Raw genomic sequence first — 13,602 nt, 5'->3', positions numbered from 1 at the left:
GAAGGGGGGAATCTCACTCTCGGGTCCCTCAGCAACGACTCGTACCGGGTCCGTGGCCGACCGGCCTGGCTGCGCGGACGCGCAGCACCGGCCGGGCAGGCCCCGCGACGATGGTCGGGGGCGACATGCCCCCTTCAGCTCAGAGCGCCTTCTCGGGCTCGTCCTTCTTCTTCTCGTTGCCGGGGATGTACGGGCTCCACGGCTGGGCCTTGATCGGGCCCTTGGTCTTCCAGACGATGTTGAACTGGCCGTCGGCCTTGACCTCGCCGATGAACACCGGCTTGTGCAGGTGGTGGTTCTTCTCGTCCATCTTGGCGACGAATCCCGACGGCGCCTTGAAGGTCTGGCCGGCCATCGCGGCGATCACCTTGTCGGTGTCGGTGCTCTGGGCCTTCTCGACCGCCTGCTTCCACATGTGGATGCCGATGTAGGTGGCTTCCATCGGGTCGTTGGTCAGCGGCTTGTCCTTGTGGCCCGGGATGTTCTTGGCCTTGGCGTAGGCGCTCCACTTCTTGATGAACTCGTCGTTGGTCGGGTTCTTGACGCTCATGAAGTAGTTCCATGCCGCCAGGTGGCCGACCAGCGGCTTGGTGTCCACGCCGCGCAGCTCTTCCTCGCCCACGGAGAACGCCACCACCGGCACGTCGGTGGCCTTCAGGCCCTGGTTGCCCAGCTCCTTGTAGAACGGCACGTTGGAGTCGCCGTTGATCGTCGAGACCACCGCGGTCTTCTTGCCTTCGGAGGCGAACTTCTTGATCTTGGCGATGATGGTCTGGTAGTCGCTGTGGCCGAACGGGGTGTACTCCTCCATGATGTCCTCGTCGGGGATGCCCTTGGACTTCAGGAAGGCACGCAGGATCTTGTTCGTCGTGCGCGGGTAGACGTAGTCGGTGCCCAGCAGCACGAAGCGCTTGGCCGAGCCGCCGTCCTTGCTCATCAGGTACTCGACCGCGGGAATGGCCTGCTGGTTGGGCGCGGCGCCGGTGTAGAAGACGTTCTTGGACAACTCCTCGCCTTCGTACTGCACCGGGTAGAACAGCAGACCGTTGAGCTCCTCGAACACCGGCAGCACGGACTTGCGCGAGACGCTGGTCCAGCAGCCGAACACGACGGCGACCTTGTCCTGGGAGATCAGCTGCTTGGCCTTCTCGGCGAACAGCGGCCAGTTGGACGCCGGGTCGACCACCACCGGCTCCAGCTTCTTGCCGAGCACCCCGCCTTGCGCGTTGATTTCCTCGATGGTCATCAGCGCGACGTCCTTCAGCACGGTCTCGGAGATCGCCATCGTGCCGGACAGCGAGTGCAGGATGCCGACCTTGATCGTGTCGGCGGCATAAGCCGACGGCAGGCCGAGGGCAGCCACGCCGAGGGCGACGGCGGAAAGCGTCTTGACGACGCTGCGGCGGGAAAGGCTCATGGGTTGCGCTCCTGGTAAGGGGACTGAGGAATGAACGAAGGTGCGACCGGTGTCGTCTCCGCCGGCACACGGGCCCGACGGATGGACGCAGGTTACGGAGCGCGGCCCGAACGAGAAATACGCCAAGTGGCGTAGGCCGGGCGAAGGCGATGGCCACCGCCGGATGGCGCCGGGTTGATCTGGAGGGTGGCAAACGCGCCGGGATCGGCTACCCTGTGGGCCCATGGAGACACTACCGCTACGCCTGAGCCCCGGCCAGGACCTGCGCCGGGCCCTGGAAGCCGCGCTCGCGGTGGAGGGTGCACGCGCGGCCTTCGTGCTGTCGGGCATCGGCAGCCTGTCGGGCGCGCAGCTGCGCCTGGCCGGCAGGGAGCGGCCGGACACCTTCGAGGGGCCGATCGAGGTCCTCACGCTGGCCGGCAGCCTCTCCGACCGCGAGTCGCACCTGCACGCGACGATCGCGCTGGCCGACGGCCGCGTCATCGGCGGCCATGTCGCACCGGGCTGCACCGTGCGCACCACCGCCGAGGTGCTGCTCGGGCTGCTGCCGGAATGGGAGTTCCGGCGCATGATGGACCATGCGACCGGCCACCCCGAGCTGGTGATCCGCCGCCAGCCGCCTGCCGCGACGGGCGGGGAGCAGCCCTGAACGCCGCTCAGGCGCGCCGGCGCTGCGGGCGGCGCACCGCCCGCACCATGCCGCTGGGACCGCCGCCGCAATAGAACAGCCCGTTGCCGTCGGCCTCCAGCCCGCTGACGCCGGTGCCCGCCGGCATCTGCACGCGCTCGACGACCTCGCCGGTGGCGGGATCGACGCGGCGCAGGTCGCTGGCCTCGCCTTCCCAGGTGCCGTGCCACAGCTCGCCGTCGACCCAGGTCACGCCGGTGACGTAGCGGTCGGACTCGATGGTGCGCAGCACGCGCCCGGTCTGCGGGTCGAGCTGCAGGATGCGGCGCTCGCTCCACTGCCCCAGCCACAGGCTGCCTTCGGCCCAGGCCAGCCCCGAGTTGTCGGGGCCCGGCGTCGGGATGGAGGCGCACACCTCGCCGGTCTGCGGGTCGATCTTGTCGATGCGCGTGCCGTGGATCTGGTAGAGGTGCCGGCCGTCGTACGCGGTGCCGGCGCGGCAGGCCCGCTCCAGCGTGCGGACGACGTCTCCGCTGTGCGGGTCGACGGCCACCAGCGCGGTGCCCAACGCGGCCCAGATGCACCGGCCGTCGTACGAGACGCCGTGCACGCCGTCGGCGTCGGGGAAAGGTCCGTACTCGCGCACGATCTCGGCGGTCGGCACGGTGGCATCCAGTGAGGTGTCGAGGGTCATGGCCTGCTCCTTCAGGGCTGCGGCACGCCGCCCGTCGGCGTGCCCGTCACGGCCACTCTAGTCAGGCGACGCCACGACCGGGAGTAACAAGATCGTCGCGAAACCCGCCGGCCCCGGCGCCAGCCAGCGCCGCGCGCGGGCCTGCCCTGCCGCATGCACCCGGCCGGCGGCGGCCAGCTCCGCCAGCGCGCACTGCACGCTGCGCTGGCTGCGCCCCGTGGCCAGCGCCAGCGCCGACGTGGACCAGGCCATCCCGTCGGCCAGCAGGGCCAGCAGCGCGCCCTGCGCCCCGTCGACCGGCGGGGCCAGCAGCACGACCTCGCGCCCGGCCGGCGGCTGCCAGCGGTAGCCCCGCGCGGTGGCCTCGATGCCGGCCAGCCCGGCCACCAGCGCCCGCAGCCGGCCGATCTCCACGCGCAGCCGGGCGCGATGTGTCGCGTCGGGATCGCGCAGCCGGAATGCCGCCTCGATCAGCACGCGCCGGTCGACATCGCCCGGCCAGGCGCGCGCCAGCGCCTGCGGCAGCACGAACAGCACCGGCCGGCGCGCAAGCGACACCCGGCGACCGCCCACGACCACGGCACGCCGGCAGCCGTCGACCACCAGCGCGTCGGAAGCCATCCACGCCAACCACCTCGGCCAGCCGCAAGGGCTGCTCTTCCCCGGCCTGCACGCGGCGCGCCGCAGGATGCTCCAGCGCCGCCCTGGCAGCGGCAACCTCGCGCTGCAAGGCGACGATGCCGGCGCGCTGCGCGGCGGCCTCGGCCCGCGCCAGGGCCGCCTGCGCCACCGCAGGACGCAGGCCCCGCAAGGCCAGCTCGGCGGCTGCCAGCTCGGCCACCGCGAGCAGCGCCGGCGGGGCGCCGCGCAGGTCGAGCGCGGCCAGGGCCTGCGCCGCAGGCACCAGCCGGCCGAGCAGCAGCAGGCGCCGCAACGCGACCAGGCGCGCCTGCAAGGCGTTGGCGCGGTCGCCGTGCGCCTCCAGCACCGCGACGGCCGCCGCCAGCGTGCGCGGGGCACCGGCCAGGTCGCGCATCGCCAGCGCCACCTCGGCCTCGGCCACCACGCAACGCGCCCGCGCCAGCGCCTCGCGGGCACCGAAGGCCCGGGCCGCACGGCGCAGCAGCTCGCGCGAGCGTGCGTACTCGCCCAGCTGCGCCATCGCGATGCCGCGCAGGGCCAGCGCCGCCGGCGCCTCGCGCAGCGCCACGCGCTGCAGCGCGCCCAGCACGTCGCCCGCGGCCAGCGCGCGGGCCGCAGCGGCGATCAGGGCATCCATGGCACGGAGGTGCGACGCATCGGCAGAACGACCGGGGGGAAGCGGTCACGGTCCTGGCGGCATTGTGGGGCCGGCGCCGGCGCGGCGGCCCTAGCGGTGCCCCAGCTGCCCCACCCGGCTGATCGCCAGGCCCGCGGCCGCGGTGCGCGTCTCCACGCCCAGCTTCTCGAACACGTGCTCCAGGTGCTTCTTCACCGTCGCGGGGCTGGCGCCGAGGATGTCGGCGATGTCGCGGTTGGTCTTGCCCTTGACCACCCAGTACAGCACCTCGGCCTCGCGGGCCGTGAGCCGGAAGGCGTGCGTCAGCGCCTCGATCGCGGCGGCGTCCGAGGTCTCGCGCATCACCAGCAGCCATTCGTCGTCGCCGGTCGGCTCGTGCAGCGCCAGCACCAGCCGGCGCGGCCCCTGCACGATGCTCATCTTCGGCGGCTCCTGCGCCCCGGCCGGCGCCGCCGCGTGCGCGCGCACCCACTCGAGCACCGAGGCCGGCACCACGGGCTCGGCGCAGCCCAGGTAGTCCTGCAGGAAGCGGCGCGCCAGCGGCGTCTGCCAGACCACGCGCCCGTCGGCCAGGCGCACCACCATGGTCGCGTGGCCGAAGGCGTCCAGCGCGTTGCGCGCCTGGCGCGCCAGCCGTGCCCCCTGCACGTGGGTGGTGATGCGCGCCAGCACTTCCTTGGGCTTGATCGGCTTGGTGACATAGTCCACGCCGCCGGCCTGGAAGGCGGCCACCACGTGCTCGGTCTCGGTCAGGCCGGTCATGAAGACGATGGGGATGTGCGCCGTCTCGGGCTGCGCCTTGAGGCGGCGCGCCACCTCGAAGCCGTCCATGCCGGGCATCACCGCGTCGAGCAGGATGATGTCCGGCACGGCCTGGGCGGCGCGCTGCAGGGCGCCGTCGCCGTTGGTGGCGACCAGCACCGTGTAGCCGGATTCGTCCAGCGCGTCGTGCAGCACCGACAGGTTGTCGGGGACGTCGTCGACGATCAGCACCACGTCGCTCGCACTGCGGTCGATGCGGATGGCGGGTTCAGGCAGCAAGACGGTCATGGCGGGCCTGTCTCAGGACGTGGGTCATCGCGTCGAGCTGGAACTGCCGGGCCAGCTCGCGCAGGCGTTGCACGAAGGGGGCATGGCGCGCATCTTCGGCCTCGATCTCGTCGAGCAGTTTCAGGATGCCGCGGAAGTAGCCGAGGTCGATCGCCTCCTGCAGGGCAAGCAGCCTGGGCTCCGGCGGCACCACCGGCTGCGCGGCGGCCGCGGGGGCGGGTGCGCCCGGCCCCTCCACCCGCGGCGCCTCGGTCCACTCGAGCTGCAGCCGCCGGCCGAGCCAGTCGAGCAGCTCGCCGATGCGCACCGGCTTGACGAAGAAGTCGGCCGGCGTGATGCCGACGTCGTTGTCCAGCCCCTGGTCGAAGGCATTGGCCGAGACGATCGCGACATGCGCGTCGCTCAGCCCCTCGCGGCGGATGGTGCGGATCGTTTCCCAGCCGTCGATGCCGGGCATCGCGAGGTCCATGAAGATCGCGTCCGGCGCGAAGTCGCCGCGGCGCAGCAGCGCCAGGCACGCGTCGCCGCTTTCGGCCTGCGCCAGCTCGAAGCCGAGCGGCTGCAGCAGGTGCAGCAGCAGGCCGCGGTCGTCCTCCTCGTTGTCGACCACCAGGATGCGGCGGCGCGCGCCGAGGTAGCCGGTGCGCGGCGGCGGCAGCACCTGCTCGGCCACCGCCGCGTGCAGCTGCGGCAGGAACAGGCGGATGCGGAACAGCGTGCCGCGCCCGACCTCGCTGCTGACCGTCATCTCGCCGCCCATCAGGTCGGTAAGCATCTTGCTGATCGTCAGGCCCAGGCCGGTGCCGCCGCTCGGGCCGGTGCCGGCGGCCGAGCCGCGCGCGAAGGGCTCGAAGATGCGGCCGATCTCCTCCGGCGCGATGCCGGGGCCGGTGTCCTCGATCTCGAACAGCGCGATCTCGCGCGCGTACTTCAGGCGGAACACCACCCGCCCGGTGCGCGTGAACTTGACCGCGTTGCCCAGCACGTTGAGCAGGATCTGGCGCAGCCGCTTCTCGTCGGCGCGCACCACCTCGGGCACCGTGCCGACGAACTCGGTCTCGAAGGCGATGCCCTTGCCCGCGGCCTGCAGCTCGAACATGCGCGCGATCTGCTGCACGCACTCGGCAAAACGCATCGGCCGCACCTCCAGCGTCAGCTTGCCGCTTTCGATGCGGGCAATGTCCAGCGTGCCCTCGATCAGCGACAGCAGGTGGTCGCCGGCGCGGCGGATCACGGTCACGGCCTGGCGGCGGTGCGGCGGCAGGCTGGCATCCTCGTCGAGCAGCTGCGCATAGCCCAGGATGCTGTTGAGCGGCGTGCGCAGCTCGTGGCTGATCGCCGAGATGTAGCGGCTCTTGGCCTGGTTGGCCTGCTCGGCCTGGCGCTTGGCCTGCTGCAGCTGCTCGTCGGTGCGGCGGTGCGACTCGATCTCGCGCATCAGCAGGTGCGTCTGGCGGTTGGATTCCTCCTGCGCGACCTGGCGGCTCTTGTGCGCCAGCACCAGCCACCACGCGACCACGCCGCTGACCACCACCAGCGCCGCATACACCTTCACGAAGGCCAGCCGCAGCACCGGCTCCAGCTCGGCGGCACTCGGCCCCAGCCCGCGCAGCTCCTGGTGGTACACCAGCATCAGCAGCACCCCGAGCGCCGGCACGATGGCCATCATCAGCAGCAGGAAGTGCCCCAGCTCGGTGTTCAGCCGCGCCCACACCGGCCGCGGCAGCAGCGCCTTCGCCGCGGCCAGCCATTGCGCCGACCAGTGCGCGTGCGACTTGCACAGGTCGTGGCAGCGCGCGTCCAGCGAGCAGCACAGCGAGCAGATCATTCCCTGGTAGGCCGGGCAGCGCGCCATGTCGTCGCGCTCGTACTCGCCCTCGCAGACGGTGCAGCGGTACACCGCCTTCAGGCCCTGCCGCTGCGGCTGCGGCGGCTCGGGTGGACGCGCCAGGTAGTAGCGCCCGCGCGTCAGCCAGGCGATGGTCGGCGCCGCGACGAAGGCGGTAACCAGCGCGATCAGGGCCGAGAAGGCCTCCAGCGTCGGGCCGAAGTAGCCCAGGTTGGCCGCCACCGACAGCACCGAGGCGATGCCCATCGCGCCCACGCCCACCGGATTCACGTCGTACAGGTGCGCGCGCTTGAACTCGATGCCCGGCGGCGACAGCCCCAGCGGCTTGTTGACCACCAGGTCGGCCACCACGGCCATCATCCACGAGATCGCGATGTTGGAGTACAGCCCCAGCACCTTGCCCAGCGCCTGGAACACGTTGAGCTCCATCAGCATCAGCGCGATCAGCGTGTTGAACACCACCCACACGACCCGCCCCGGGTGGCTGTGGGTGACGCGCGCGAAGAAGTTGGACCAGGCCAGCGAGCCCGCGTAGGCGTTGGTGACGTTGATCTTGAGCTGCGAGATCACGACGAACACCGCGGTGGCCGCCACCGCCCAGCCGACGTTGGAGGACACGTAGCCGTAGGCCACCAGGTACATCTGGTTGGGGTCGACCGCGCGGTCCACCGGCACCGAATGGCTGATCGCCAGGTACGCCAGCAGCGCGCCGCCCAGCATCTTCACGATGCCCGGCACCACCCAGCCCGGCCCGCCCAGCAGCACGCCGGCCCACCAGCGGCCGCGGTTGCGCGCGGTCTTCTCGGGCATGAAGCGCAGGTAGTCTGCCTGCTCGCCCATCTGCGTCATCAGCGCGATGCCCACCGTCATCGCCGCGCCGAACCGCAGCAGGTCGAAGCGCGCCGGCCCGCCCTCCTGGCCGCCGTACTGCACCAGGCCACGCAGCACGTCCGGCTCCTCGCGGAACACGTAGACGAACGGCAGCACCAGCAGCACCAGCCACAGCGGCTGGGTCCACACCTGCAGCCGGCTGATCATCGTCACCCCGTGCGTGACCAGCGGGATCACCAGCAGCGCGCAGACCAGGTAGCCCCAGGCCGGCGGGATGTCGAAGGCCAGCTCCAGCGCGTAGGCCATGATGGCCGCCTCGAGCGCGAAGAAGATGAAGGTGAAGCTCGCGTAGATCAGCGAGGTGATCGTCGAGCCGATGTAGCCGAAGCCCGCCCCGCGGGTCAGCAGGTCCATGTCCACGCCGTGGCGCGCGGCGTACAGGCTGATCGGCAGGCCAGCCAGGAAGATGATCAGGCCGGTGGCGATGATGGCCCAGAAGGCGTTGAGGAAGCCGTACTCCACCAGCAAGGTCGCCCCCACCGCCTCCAGCACCAGGAACGAGGCCGCCCCGCCGAAGCCGGTCTGCGCGACGCGCAGCTCCGACCATTTCCGGAACGAGCGCGGCGTGAAACGCAGCGCGTAGTCCTCCAGCGTCTCGCTGGCCACCCAGCTGTTGTAGTCGCGCCGGACCTTGATGACGCGCTGCGGCGCCTCGCCGGCCGGGGGCGGCACGGCGGCGGAAGCGGCGGAAGTCATCGGGTCCATCTTTTGCATTGAGTCCGGCAATAGGCGCGGACTTTTCGCAATTTCGATGCCTTGCCAGGACGGACCATGGAACTGACGCCCCGAGAGAAAGACAAGCTGCTGATCTTCACCGCCGCCTTGCTGGCCGAGCGCCGCAAGGCCCGCGGGCTGAAGCTCAATTACCCGGAGGCGGTGGCACTGATCACCGCCGCGATCATGGAAGGCGCGCGCGACGGCAAGAGCGTCGCCGAGCTGATGAGCGAGGGCAAGACCGTGCTCACGCGCGCCGACGTGATGGAAGGCGTCGCCGAAATGATCCCCGAGATCCAGGTCGAAGCCACGTTCCCCGATGGCACCAAGTTGGTGACCGTGCACCAACCCATTGCATGACTTCGCCACACCTCCACGAAAGACACCACTTTGGTGCATCGCGCACCAGCACCCTGACGAGAGCTGAGATGAAGACGACCCCCTCCAAGACCCTGCCGTCCCTGGCCGCCGCCGCGTTGACACTCGCCAGCGGCGCTGCCTGGGCCCATGCCGGCGCCGATGCCGGCGTCCATCATGGCTTCGCCGCCGGACTGGCGCACCCGTTCACCGGGCTGGACCACCTGGCCGCGATGCTGGCCATCGGCTTCTGGAGCGTGCTGGGCGGCCGCCGTCCCTGGGCCGCCCCCCTGGCGTTCGCCGCGATGCTGCTGGTCGGCGCCCTGCTGGGCCTGACCGGCATCGCCGTGCCGGCCATCGAGCCGATGATCGCCGCCTCGCTGGTGGCCGTCGGGCTGCTGGTGGCCGCGCGCCCGCAGCTGCCGGCAGCGGCCGCGGCGGCGCTGGTCGGCCTGTTCGCGCTGTTCCACGGCGCGGCACACGGCGTCGAGCTGGCCGGCGACGGCGCGGCCGCGGCGCTGGCCGGCATGCTGGCCGGCACCGTCGTGCTGCACCTGGCCGGCATGGCGGCGGGCTCCGCGGTGCGCACGCGCAGCGCCTGGTGGCCCCGCGCCGCCGGTGCGGCGGTGGCGGGTTTCGGGGCGGTGCTGCTTGCGCCGATGCTGCTCGGCTGAGCCAGGAGGACGCGATGATTCCGGGCGAACTGCTCACCGACGGCCCCGACCACGTGCTCAACCCCGGGCGCCGCACGATCACGCTGGTGGTCGAGAACACCGGCGACCGGCCGATCCAGGTCGGCTCGCACTACCACTTTGCCGAAACCAACGGCGCCCTGAAGTTCGACCGCGAGGCCGCGCGCGGCATGCGGCTGAACATCGCCTCGGGCACCGCGGTGCGTTTCGAACCCGGCCAGCAGCGCACCGTCGAGCTGGTCGATTACGCTGGCGACCGCGTGGTCTACGGCTTCCGTGCACAAGTCCAGGGAGCGTTGTGAGATGGCGACCGTGCAACGACGTGCCTACGCCGAGATGTTCGGCCCCACGGTCGGCGACCGCGTGCGCCTGGCCGACACCGACCTGGTCATCGAGGTCGAGCGCGACTACACGCTGGCCGCCGGCGGCTACGGCGAGGAAGTGAAGTTCGGCGGTGGCAAGACCATCCGCGACGGCATGGGCCAGGGCCAGCGCGTCAACGGCCCCGGTGACGGCGAGGCGGTCGACTGCGTGCTGACCAACGCCCTGATCGTCGACCACTGGGGCATCGTCAAGGCCGACATCGGCATCAAGGGCTCGCGCATCTTCCGCATCGGCAAGGCCGGCAACCCGGACGTGCAGCCCGGCGTGGACATCGTGATCGGCCCCGGTACCGAGGTGATCGCGGCCGAAGGCATGATCGTGACCCCCGGCGGCATCGACACCCACGTCCACTGGATCTGCCCGCAGCAGATCGAGGAAGCGCTGGCGTCCGGCATCACCACCATGCTGGGCGGCGGCACCGGCCCTGCGACCGGCACCTTCGCGACCACCTGCACGCCCGGCCCCGAGAACATCGCGCGCATGCTGCAGGCGGCCGACGCCTTCCCGATGAACCTGGGCTTCTTCGGCAAGGGCAACGCCAGCCGCCCCGACGCGCTGCGCCAGCAGGTCGAGGCCGGTGCGATCGCGCTGAAGCTGCACGAGGACTGGGGCACCACGCCGTCGGCGATCGACACCTGCCTGACGGTGGCCGAGGACACCGACGTGCAGGTCGCCATCCACACCGACACGCTCAACGAGAGCGGCTTCGTCGAGGACACCATCGCCGCGTTCAAGGGCCGCACCATCCACACCTTCCACACCGAGGGCGCGGGCGGAGGCCACGCGCCGGACATCCTCAAGGTGGTGGGCGAGGCCAACGTGCTGCCTTCCTCGACCAACCCCACGCGGCCGTACACGGTCAACACCATCGACGAGCACCTGGACATGCTGATGGTGTGCCACCACCTCGACGCCGGCATCGCCGAGGACCTGGCCTTCGCCGAAAGCCGCATCCGCCGCGAGACCATCGCCGCCGAGGACATCCTGCACGACCTGGGCGCGATCAGCATGTTCAGCTCCGACTCTCAGGCCATGGGCCGCGTCGGCGAGGTGATCCTGCGCTGCTGGCAGACCGCGCACAAGATGAAGCAGCAGCGCGGCAAGCTGCCTGGCGACAGCGAGCGCCACGACAACGCACGCGTCAAGCGCTACCTCGCCAAGCTCGCGATCAACCCGGCGATCGCGCACGGCATCTCGCACGAGGTCGGCAGCATCGAGCCCGGCAAGTGGGCCGACCTGGTGCTGTGGAAGCCCGCCTTCTTCGGCGTCAAGCCCGCGCTGGTGATGAAAGGCGGCTTCATCGCGATGGCCGCGATGGGCGACCCGAATGCCTCCATCCCGACCCCGCAGCCGGTGCACTACCGGCCGATGTTCGGCAGCTACGGCGGCGCGCTGGCGCGCACCTCGCTCACCTTCCTGAGCCAGCCGGCGCTCGCCGCGGGCGTGGCGGACAAGTACCGCCTGCAGAAGACGGTCGCGGCGGTGCGGGGCTGCCGCGGCGTGCAGAAGCAGCACATGGTGCACAACGGCCACGCGCCGGCGATGCAGGTCGACCCGCAGACCTACGAGGTGCGCGCCGACGGCCAGCTGCTGACCTGCGAGCCGGCCCGGGTGCTGCCGATGGCGCAGCGATACTTCCTGTTTTGACACCCGGCGGGGCCGCCCGGCCCCGCCCTTCCATCAGGACAGGCTGAACCGCATGCTGACCGTCAACAAACTCCTGCCCCGGGGCCAGGGCCTGGCCTCCGTGCTGCTCAAGCGCGCCGCCACCGTCGAGCTCGACTGGGACGTGCGCCAGAAGAGCCGCTTCGACGCCACCGACAGCACCGGCCGCACGCTGGGCGTGTTCCTGCCGCGCGGCAGCGTCGTGCGAGGCAGCGACGTGCTGGTCGCCGAGGACGGCTCGCTGGTCCGCGTGATCGCCGCGCCCCAGCCGGTGCTGGTGGTGCGCCACTGCACCGAGCACGGCTCGCCGTTCGACCTGCTGCGCGCGGCCTACCACCTCGGCAACCGCCACGTGCAGCTGGAGCTGCAGCCCGACCACCTCAAGCTCGAGCCCGACCACGTGCTGGCCGACATGCTGCGGCAGATGCACCTGGTCGTCACCGAGACGCAGGCGCCGTTCGAACCCGAGGCCGGCGCGTACGCCGGCGGCCACGGCCACCACCATGGCCATGGACACGGGCATGACCATAGGCACGGCCACGCGCACGACCATGGTCGCGGACATGACCACGACCACGGGCACGGCCATCACCACCACGACCACGCGCCGGGCCGAAAGCACGAGCACCGATGACCTCCTCCGCGACGCTGCTGCAGCTGATGTGGCTGGCCTCGCCGGCCCTGCCGGTGGGCGGCTTCAGCTACTCCGAAGGACTGGAAGCCGCCGTCGACCACGGCCGCATCACCTCCGAGGCCCAGGCCCAGGCCTGGCTGCTCGACCAGCTCGCGCTCGGCCTCGGGCGCGGTGAGCTCGCGGTGCTGGCCCAGGCCGTCGAGGCCTGGCGTGACGGGGACGCCGCCCGGATCACGGCATTGAACGACTGGGTCGTGCGGACCCGCGAATCGGCCGAGCTGCGCCAGCAGGCCGAGCAGATGGGCCGCTCGCTGCTCGAGTGGCTGCGCAACCGCAGCGACGACGCGCGGCTGGCCGTGCTGGCCGCGCTGAAGCCGGCCCCCACCTACCCCGTCGCCTACGCCCTGGCCGCGGCGCAGACCCAGGCCACGCCCGAGGAAACGCTGCTCGCCTATGCCTTCGGCTGGGCGGAGAACATGGTGCAGGCCGCGATCAAGGCCGTGCCGCTCGGCCAGAGCGCCGGCCAGCGCATCCTCGCAGCGCTGGCGGCGGAGATCCCCCACGCCGTGTTGCAGGCGCTGCGCCTGCCCGCCACGCAACGGCAGGCCTTCACGCCGATGCTGGCGATCCTGTCGTCCCGCCACGAAACCCAATACTCCCGACTGTTCCGATCATGAGCACTCCCCTGCACGCCATTCCCGGGCGCACCAAGAAACTTCCTCCGCTGCGCGTGGGCGTGGGCGGCCCGGTCGGCTCGGGCAAGACCACCCTGGTCGAGATGCTGTGCAAGACGATGCGCGAGACCTACGACCTCGTCGTCATCACCAACGACATCTACACCAAGGAAGACCAGCGCCTGCTGACCGTGGCCGGCGCGCTGGAGCCCGAACGCATCATGGGCGTGGAAACCGGCGGCTGCCCGCACACCGCGATCCGCGAGGACGCCTCGATCAACCTCGAGGCGGTGGACCGCATGCTGGACAAGTTCCCCGACGCGGACATCGTCTTCATCGAGTCCGGCGGCGACAACCTGGCCGCCACCTTCAGCCCGGAGCTGTCGGACCTGACGATCTACGTGATCGACGTGGCCGCCGGCGAGAAGATCCCGCGCAAGGGCGGCCCCGGCATCACCAAGAGCGACCTGTTCGTGATCAACAAGACCGACCTCGCGCCCTACGTCGGCGCCGACCTGTCGGTGATGGAAGCCGACACCCGGCGCATGCGCGGCGCCCGGCCCTTCGTGATGACCAACCTGAAGACCCGCGAGGGCCTGGCCGAGGTCATCCGCTTCATCGAGACCAAGGGGCTGCTGAACGCCGCCTGAGCGCGGCGTGACATCCCTCACGCC

12 protein-coding genes and 1 pseudogene are annotated in these 13,602 nt (G+C 71.1%); 8 read left to right on the top strand and 5 right to left on the bottom strand.

The features are described 5' to 3' along the window. Positions 1 to 139 precede the first annotated feature (139 nt). Positions 140 to 1,417, bottom strand: a complete 1,278-nt coding sequence (gene urtA, locus IS481_RS04765; protein ID WP_104356103.1) for an urea ABC transporter substrate-binding protein — start codon at positions 1,415 to 1,417, stop codon at positions 140 to 142. A gap of 223 nt (positions 1,418 to 1,640) precedes the next feature. Here urtA and IS481_RS04760 point away from each other — a divergent pair, with 223 nt between their 5' ends. Beyond that, positions 1,641 to 2,066, top strand: a complete 426-nt coding sequence (locus IS481_RS04760; protein ID WP_104356102.1) for a PPC domain-containing DNA-binding protein — start codon at positions 1,641 to 1,643, stop codon at positions 2,064 to 2,066. Positions 2,067 to 2,073: 7 nt separating this feature from the next. On the opposite strand, the gene IS481_RS04755 is transcribed toward IS481_RS04760, so the two are convergent. The 4 genes and pseudogenes from IS481_RS04755 to IS481_RS04740 form a co-directional block, all read right to left on the bottom strand. Then, complete coding sequence (locus tag IS481_RS04755) at positions 2,074 to 2,739, bottom strand: Vgb family protein (protein ID WP_104356101.1); 666 nt, start codon at positions 2,737 to 2,739, stop codon at positions 2,074 to 2,076. 57 nt (positions 2,740 to 2,796) lie between these two features. Then, a pseudogene (locus IS481_RS04750) lies at positions 2,797 to 4,018 on the bottom strand (helix-turn-helix domain-containing protein). Between the two features lie 90 nt (positions 4,019 to 4,108). After that, positions 4,109 to 5,068 carry a response regulator transcription factor gene (locus IS481_RS04745; RefSeq protein WP_104356100.1) on the bottom strand — a complete coding sequence of 320 codons (960 nt, stop codon included), beginning with the start codon at positions 5,066 to 5,068 and terminating at the stop codon, positions 4,109 to 4,111. Then, positions 5,049 to 8,504 (bottom strand): hybrid sensor histidine kinase/response regulator, encoded by a 3,456-nt coding sequence (locus IS481_RS04740; protein ID WP_104356200.1) that lies wholly within the window; start codon positions 8,502 to 8,504, stop codon positions 5,049 to 5,051. Before IS481_RS04740 ends, IS481_RS04745 begins: the two co-directional genes overlap by 20 nt. 75 nt (positions 8,505 to 8,579) lie before the next feature. On the opposite strand from IS481_RS04740, the gene ureA reads away from it, so the two are divergent. The 7 genes from ureA to ureG all read left to right on the top strand — a co-directional run bounded on the left by ureA (position 8,580) and on the right by ureG (position 13,578). Next, complete coding sequence (gene ureA / locus IS481_RS04735; protein WP_104356099.1) at positions 8,580 to 8,882, top strand: urease subunit gamma; 303 nt, start codon at positions 8,580 to 8,582, stop codon at positions 8,880 to 8,882. A 68-nt stretch (positions 8,883 to 8,950) separates the two neighbouring features. Then, positions 8,951 to 9,553 (top strand): HupE/UreJ family protein, encoded by a 603-nt coding sequence (locus tag IS481_RS04730; RefSeq protein WP_104356098.1) that lies wholly within the window; start codon positions 8,951 to 8,953, stop codon positions 9,551 to 9,553. Between the two features lie 14 nt (positions 9,554 to 9,567). Beyond that, positions 9,568 to 9,873 carry an urease subunit beta gene (locus tag IS481_RS04725; protein ID WP_104356097.1) on the top strand — a complete coding sequence of 102 codons (306 nt, stop codon included), beginning with the start codon at positions 9,568 to 9,570 and terminating at the stop codon, positions 9,871 to 9,873. 1 nt (position 9,874) lies between these two features. Next, positions 9,875 to 11,602 carry an urease subunit alpha gene (gene ureC / locus IS481_RS04720; RefSeq protein WP_104356096.1) on the top strand — a complete coding sequence of 576 codons (1,728 nt, stop codon included), beginning with the start codon at positions 9,875 to 9,877 and terminating at the stop codon, positions 11,600 to 11,602. A gap of 52 nt (positions 11,603 to 11,654) precedes the next feature. Then, positions 11,655 to 12,254: an urease accessory protein UreE gene (ureE, locus tag IS481_RS04715; RefSeq protein WP_104356095.1), complete on the top strand. Its 600-nt coding sequence runs from the start codon at positions 11,655 to 11,657 to the stop codon at positions 12,252 to 12,254. Continuing rightward, positions 12,251 to 12,931: an urease accessory protein UreF gene (locus tag IS481_RS04710; RefSeq protein WP_104356094.1), complete on the top strand. Its 681-nt coding sequence runs from the start codon at positions 12,251 to 12,253 to the stop codon at positions 12,929 to 12,931. Before ureE ends, IS481_RS04710 begins: the two co-directional genes overlap by 4 nt. Next, positions 12,928 to 13,578 (top strand): urease accessory protein UreG, encoded by a 651-nt coding sequence (gene ureG / locus IS481_RS04705; protein WP_104356093.1) that lies wholly within the window; start codon positions 12,928 to 12,930, stop codon positions 13,576 to 13,578. The genes IS481_RS04710 and ureG overlap by 4 nt, the downstream gene beginning before the upstream one ends. Positions 13,579 to 13,602: the final 24 nt, after the last annotated feature.

The sequence above is a fragment of the Caldimonas thermodepolymerans genome (genome assembly GCF_015476235.1).
Classification (GTDB): domain Bacteria; phylum Pseudomonadota; class Gammaproteobacteria; order Burkholderiales; family Burkholderiaceae_C; genus Caldimonas; species Caldimonas thermodepolymerans.
Note: the sequence above shows the minus strand (reverse complement) of the source record. Positions and strands in the feature narration are given on the sequence as shown.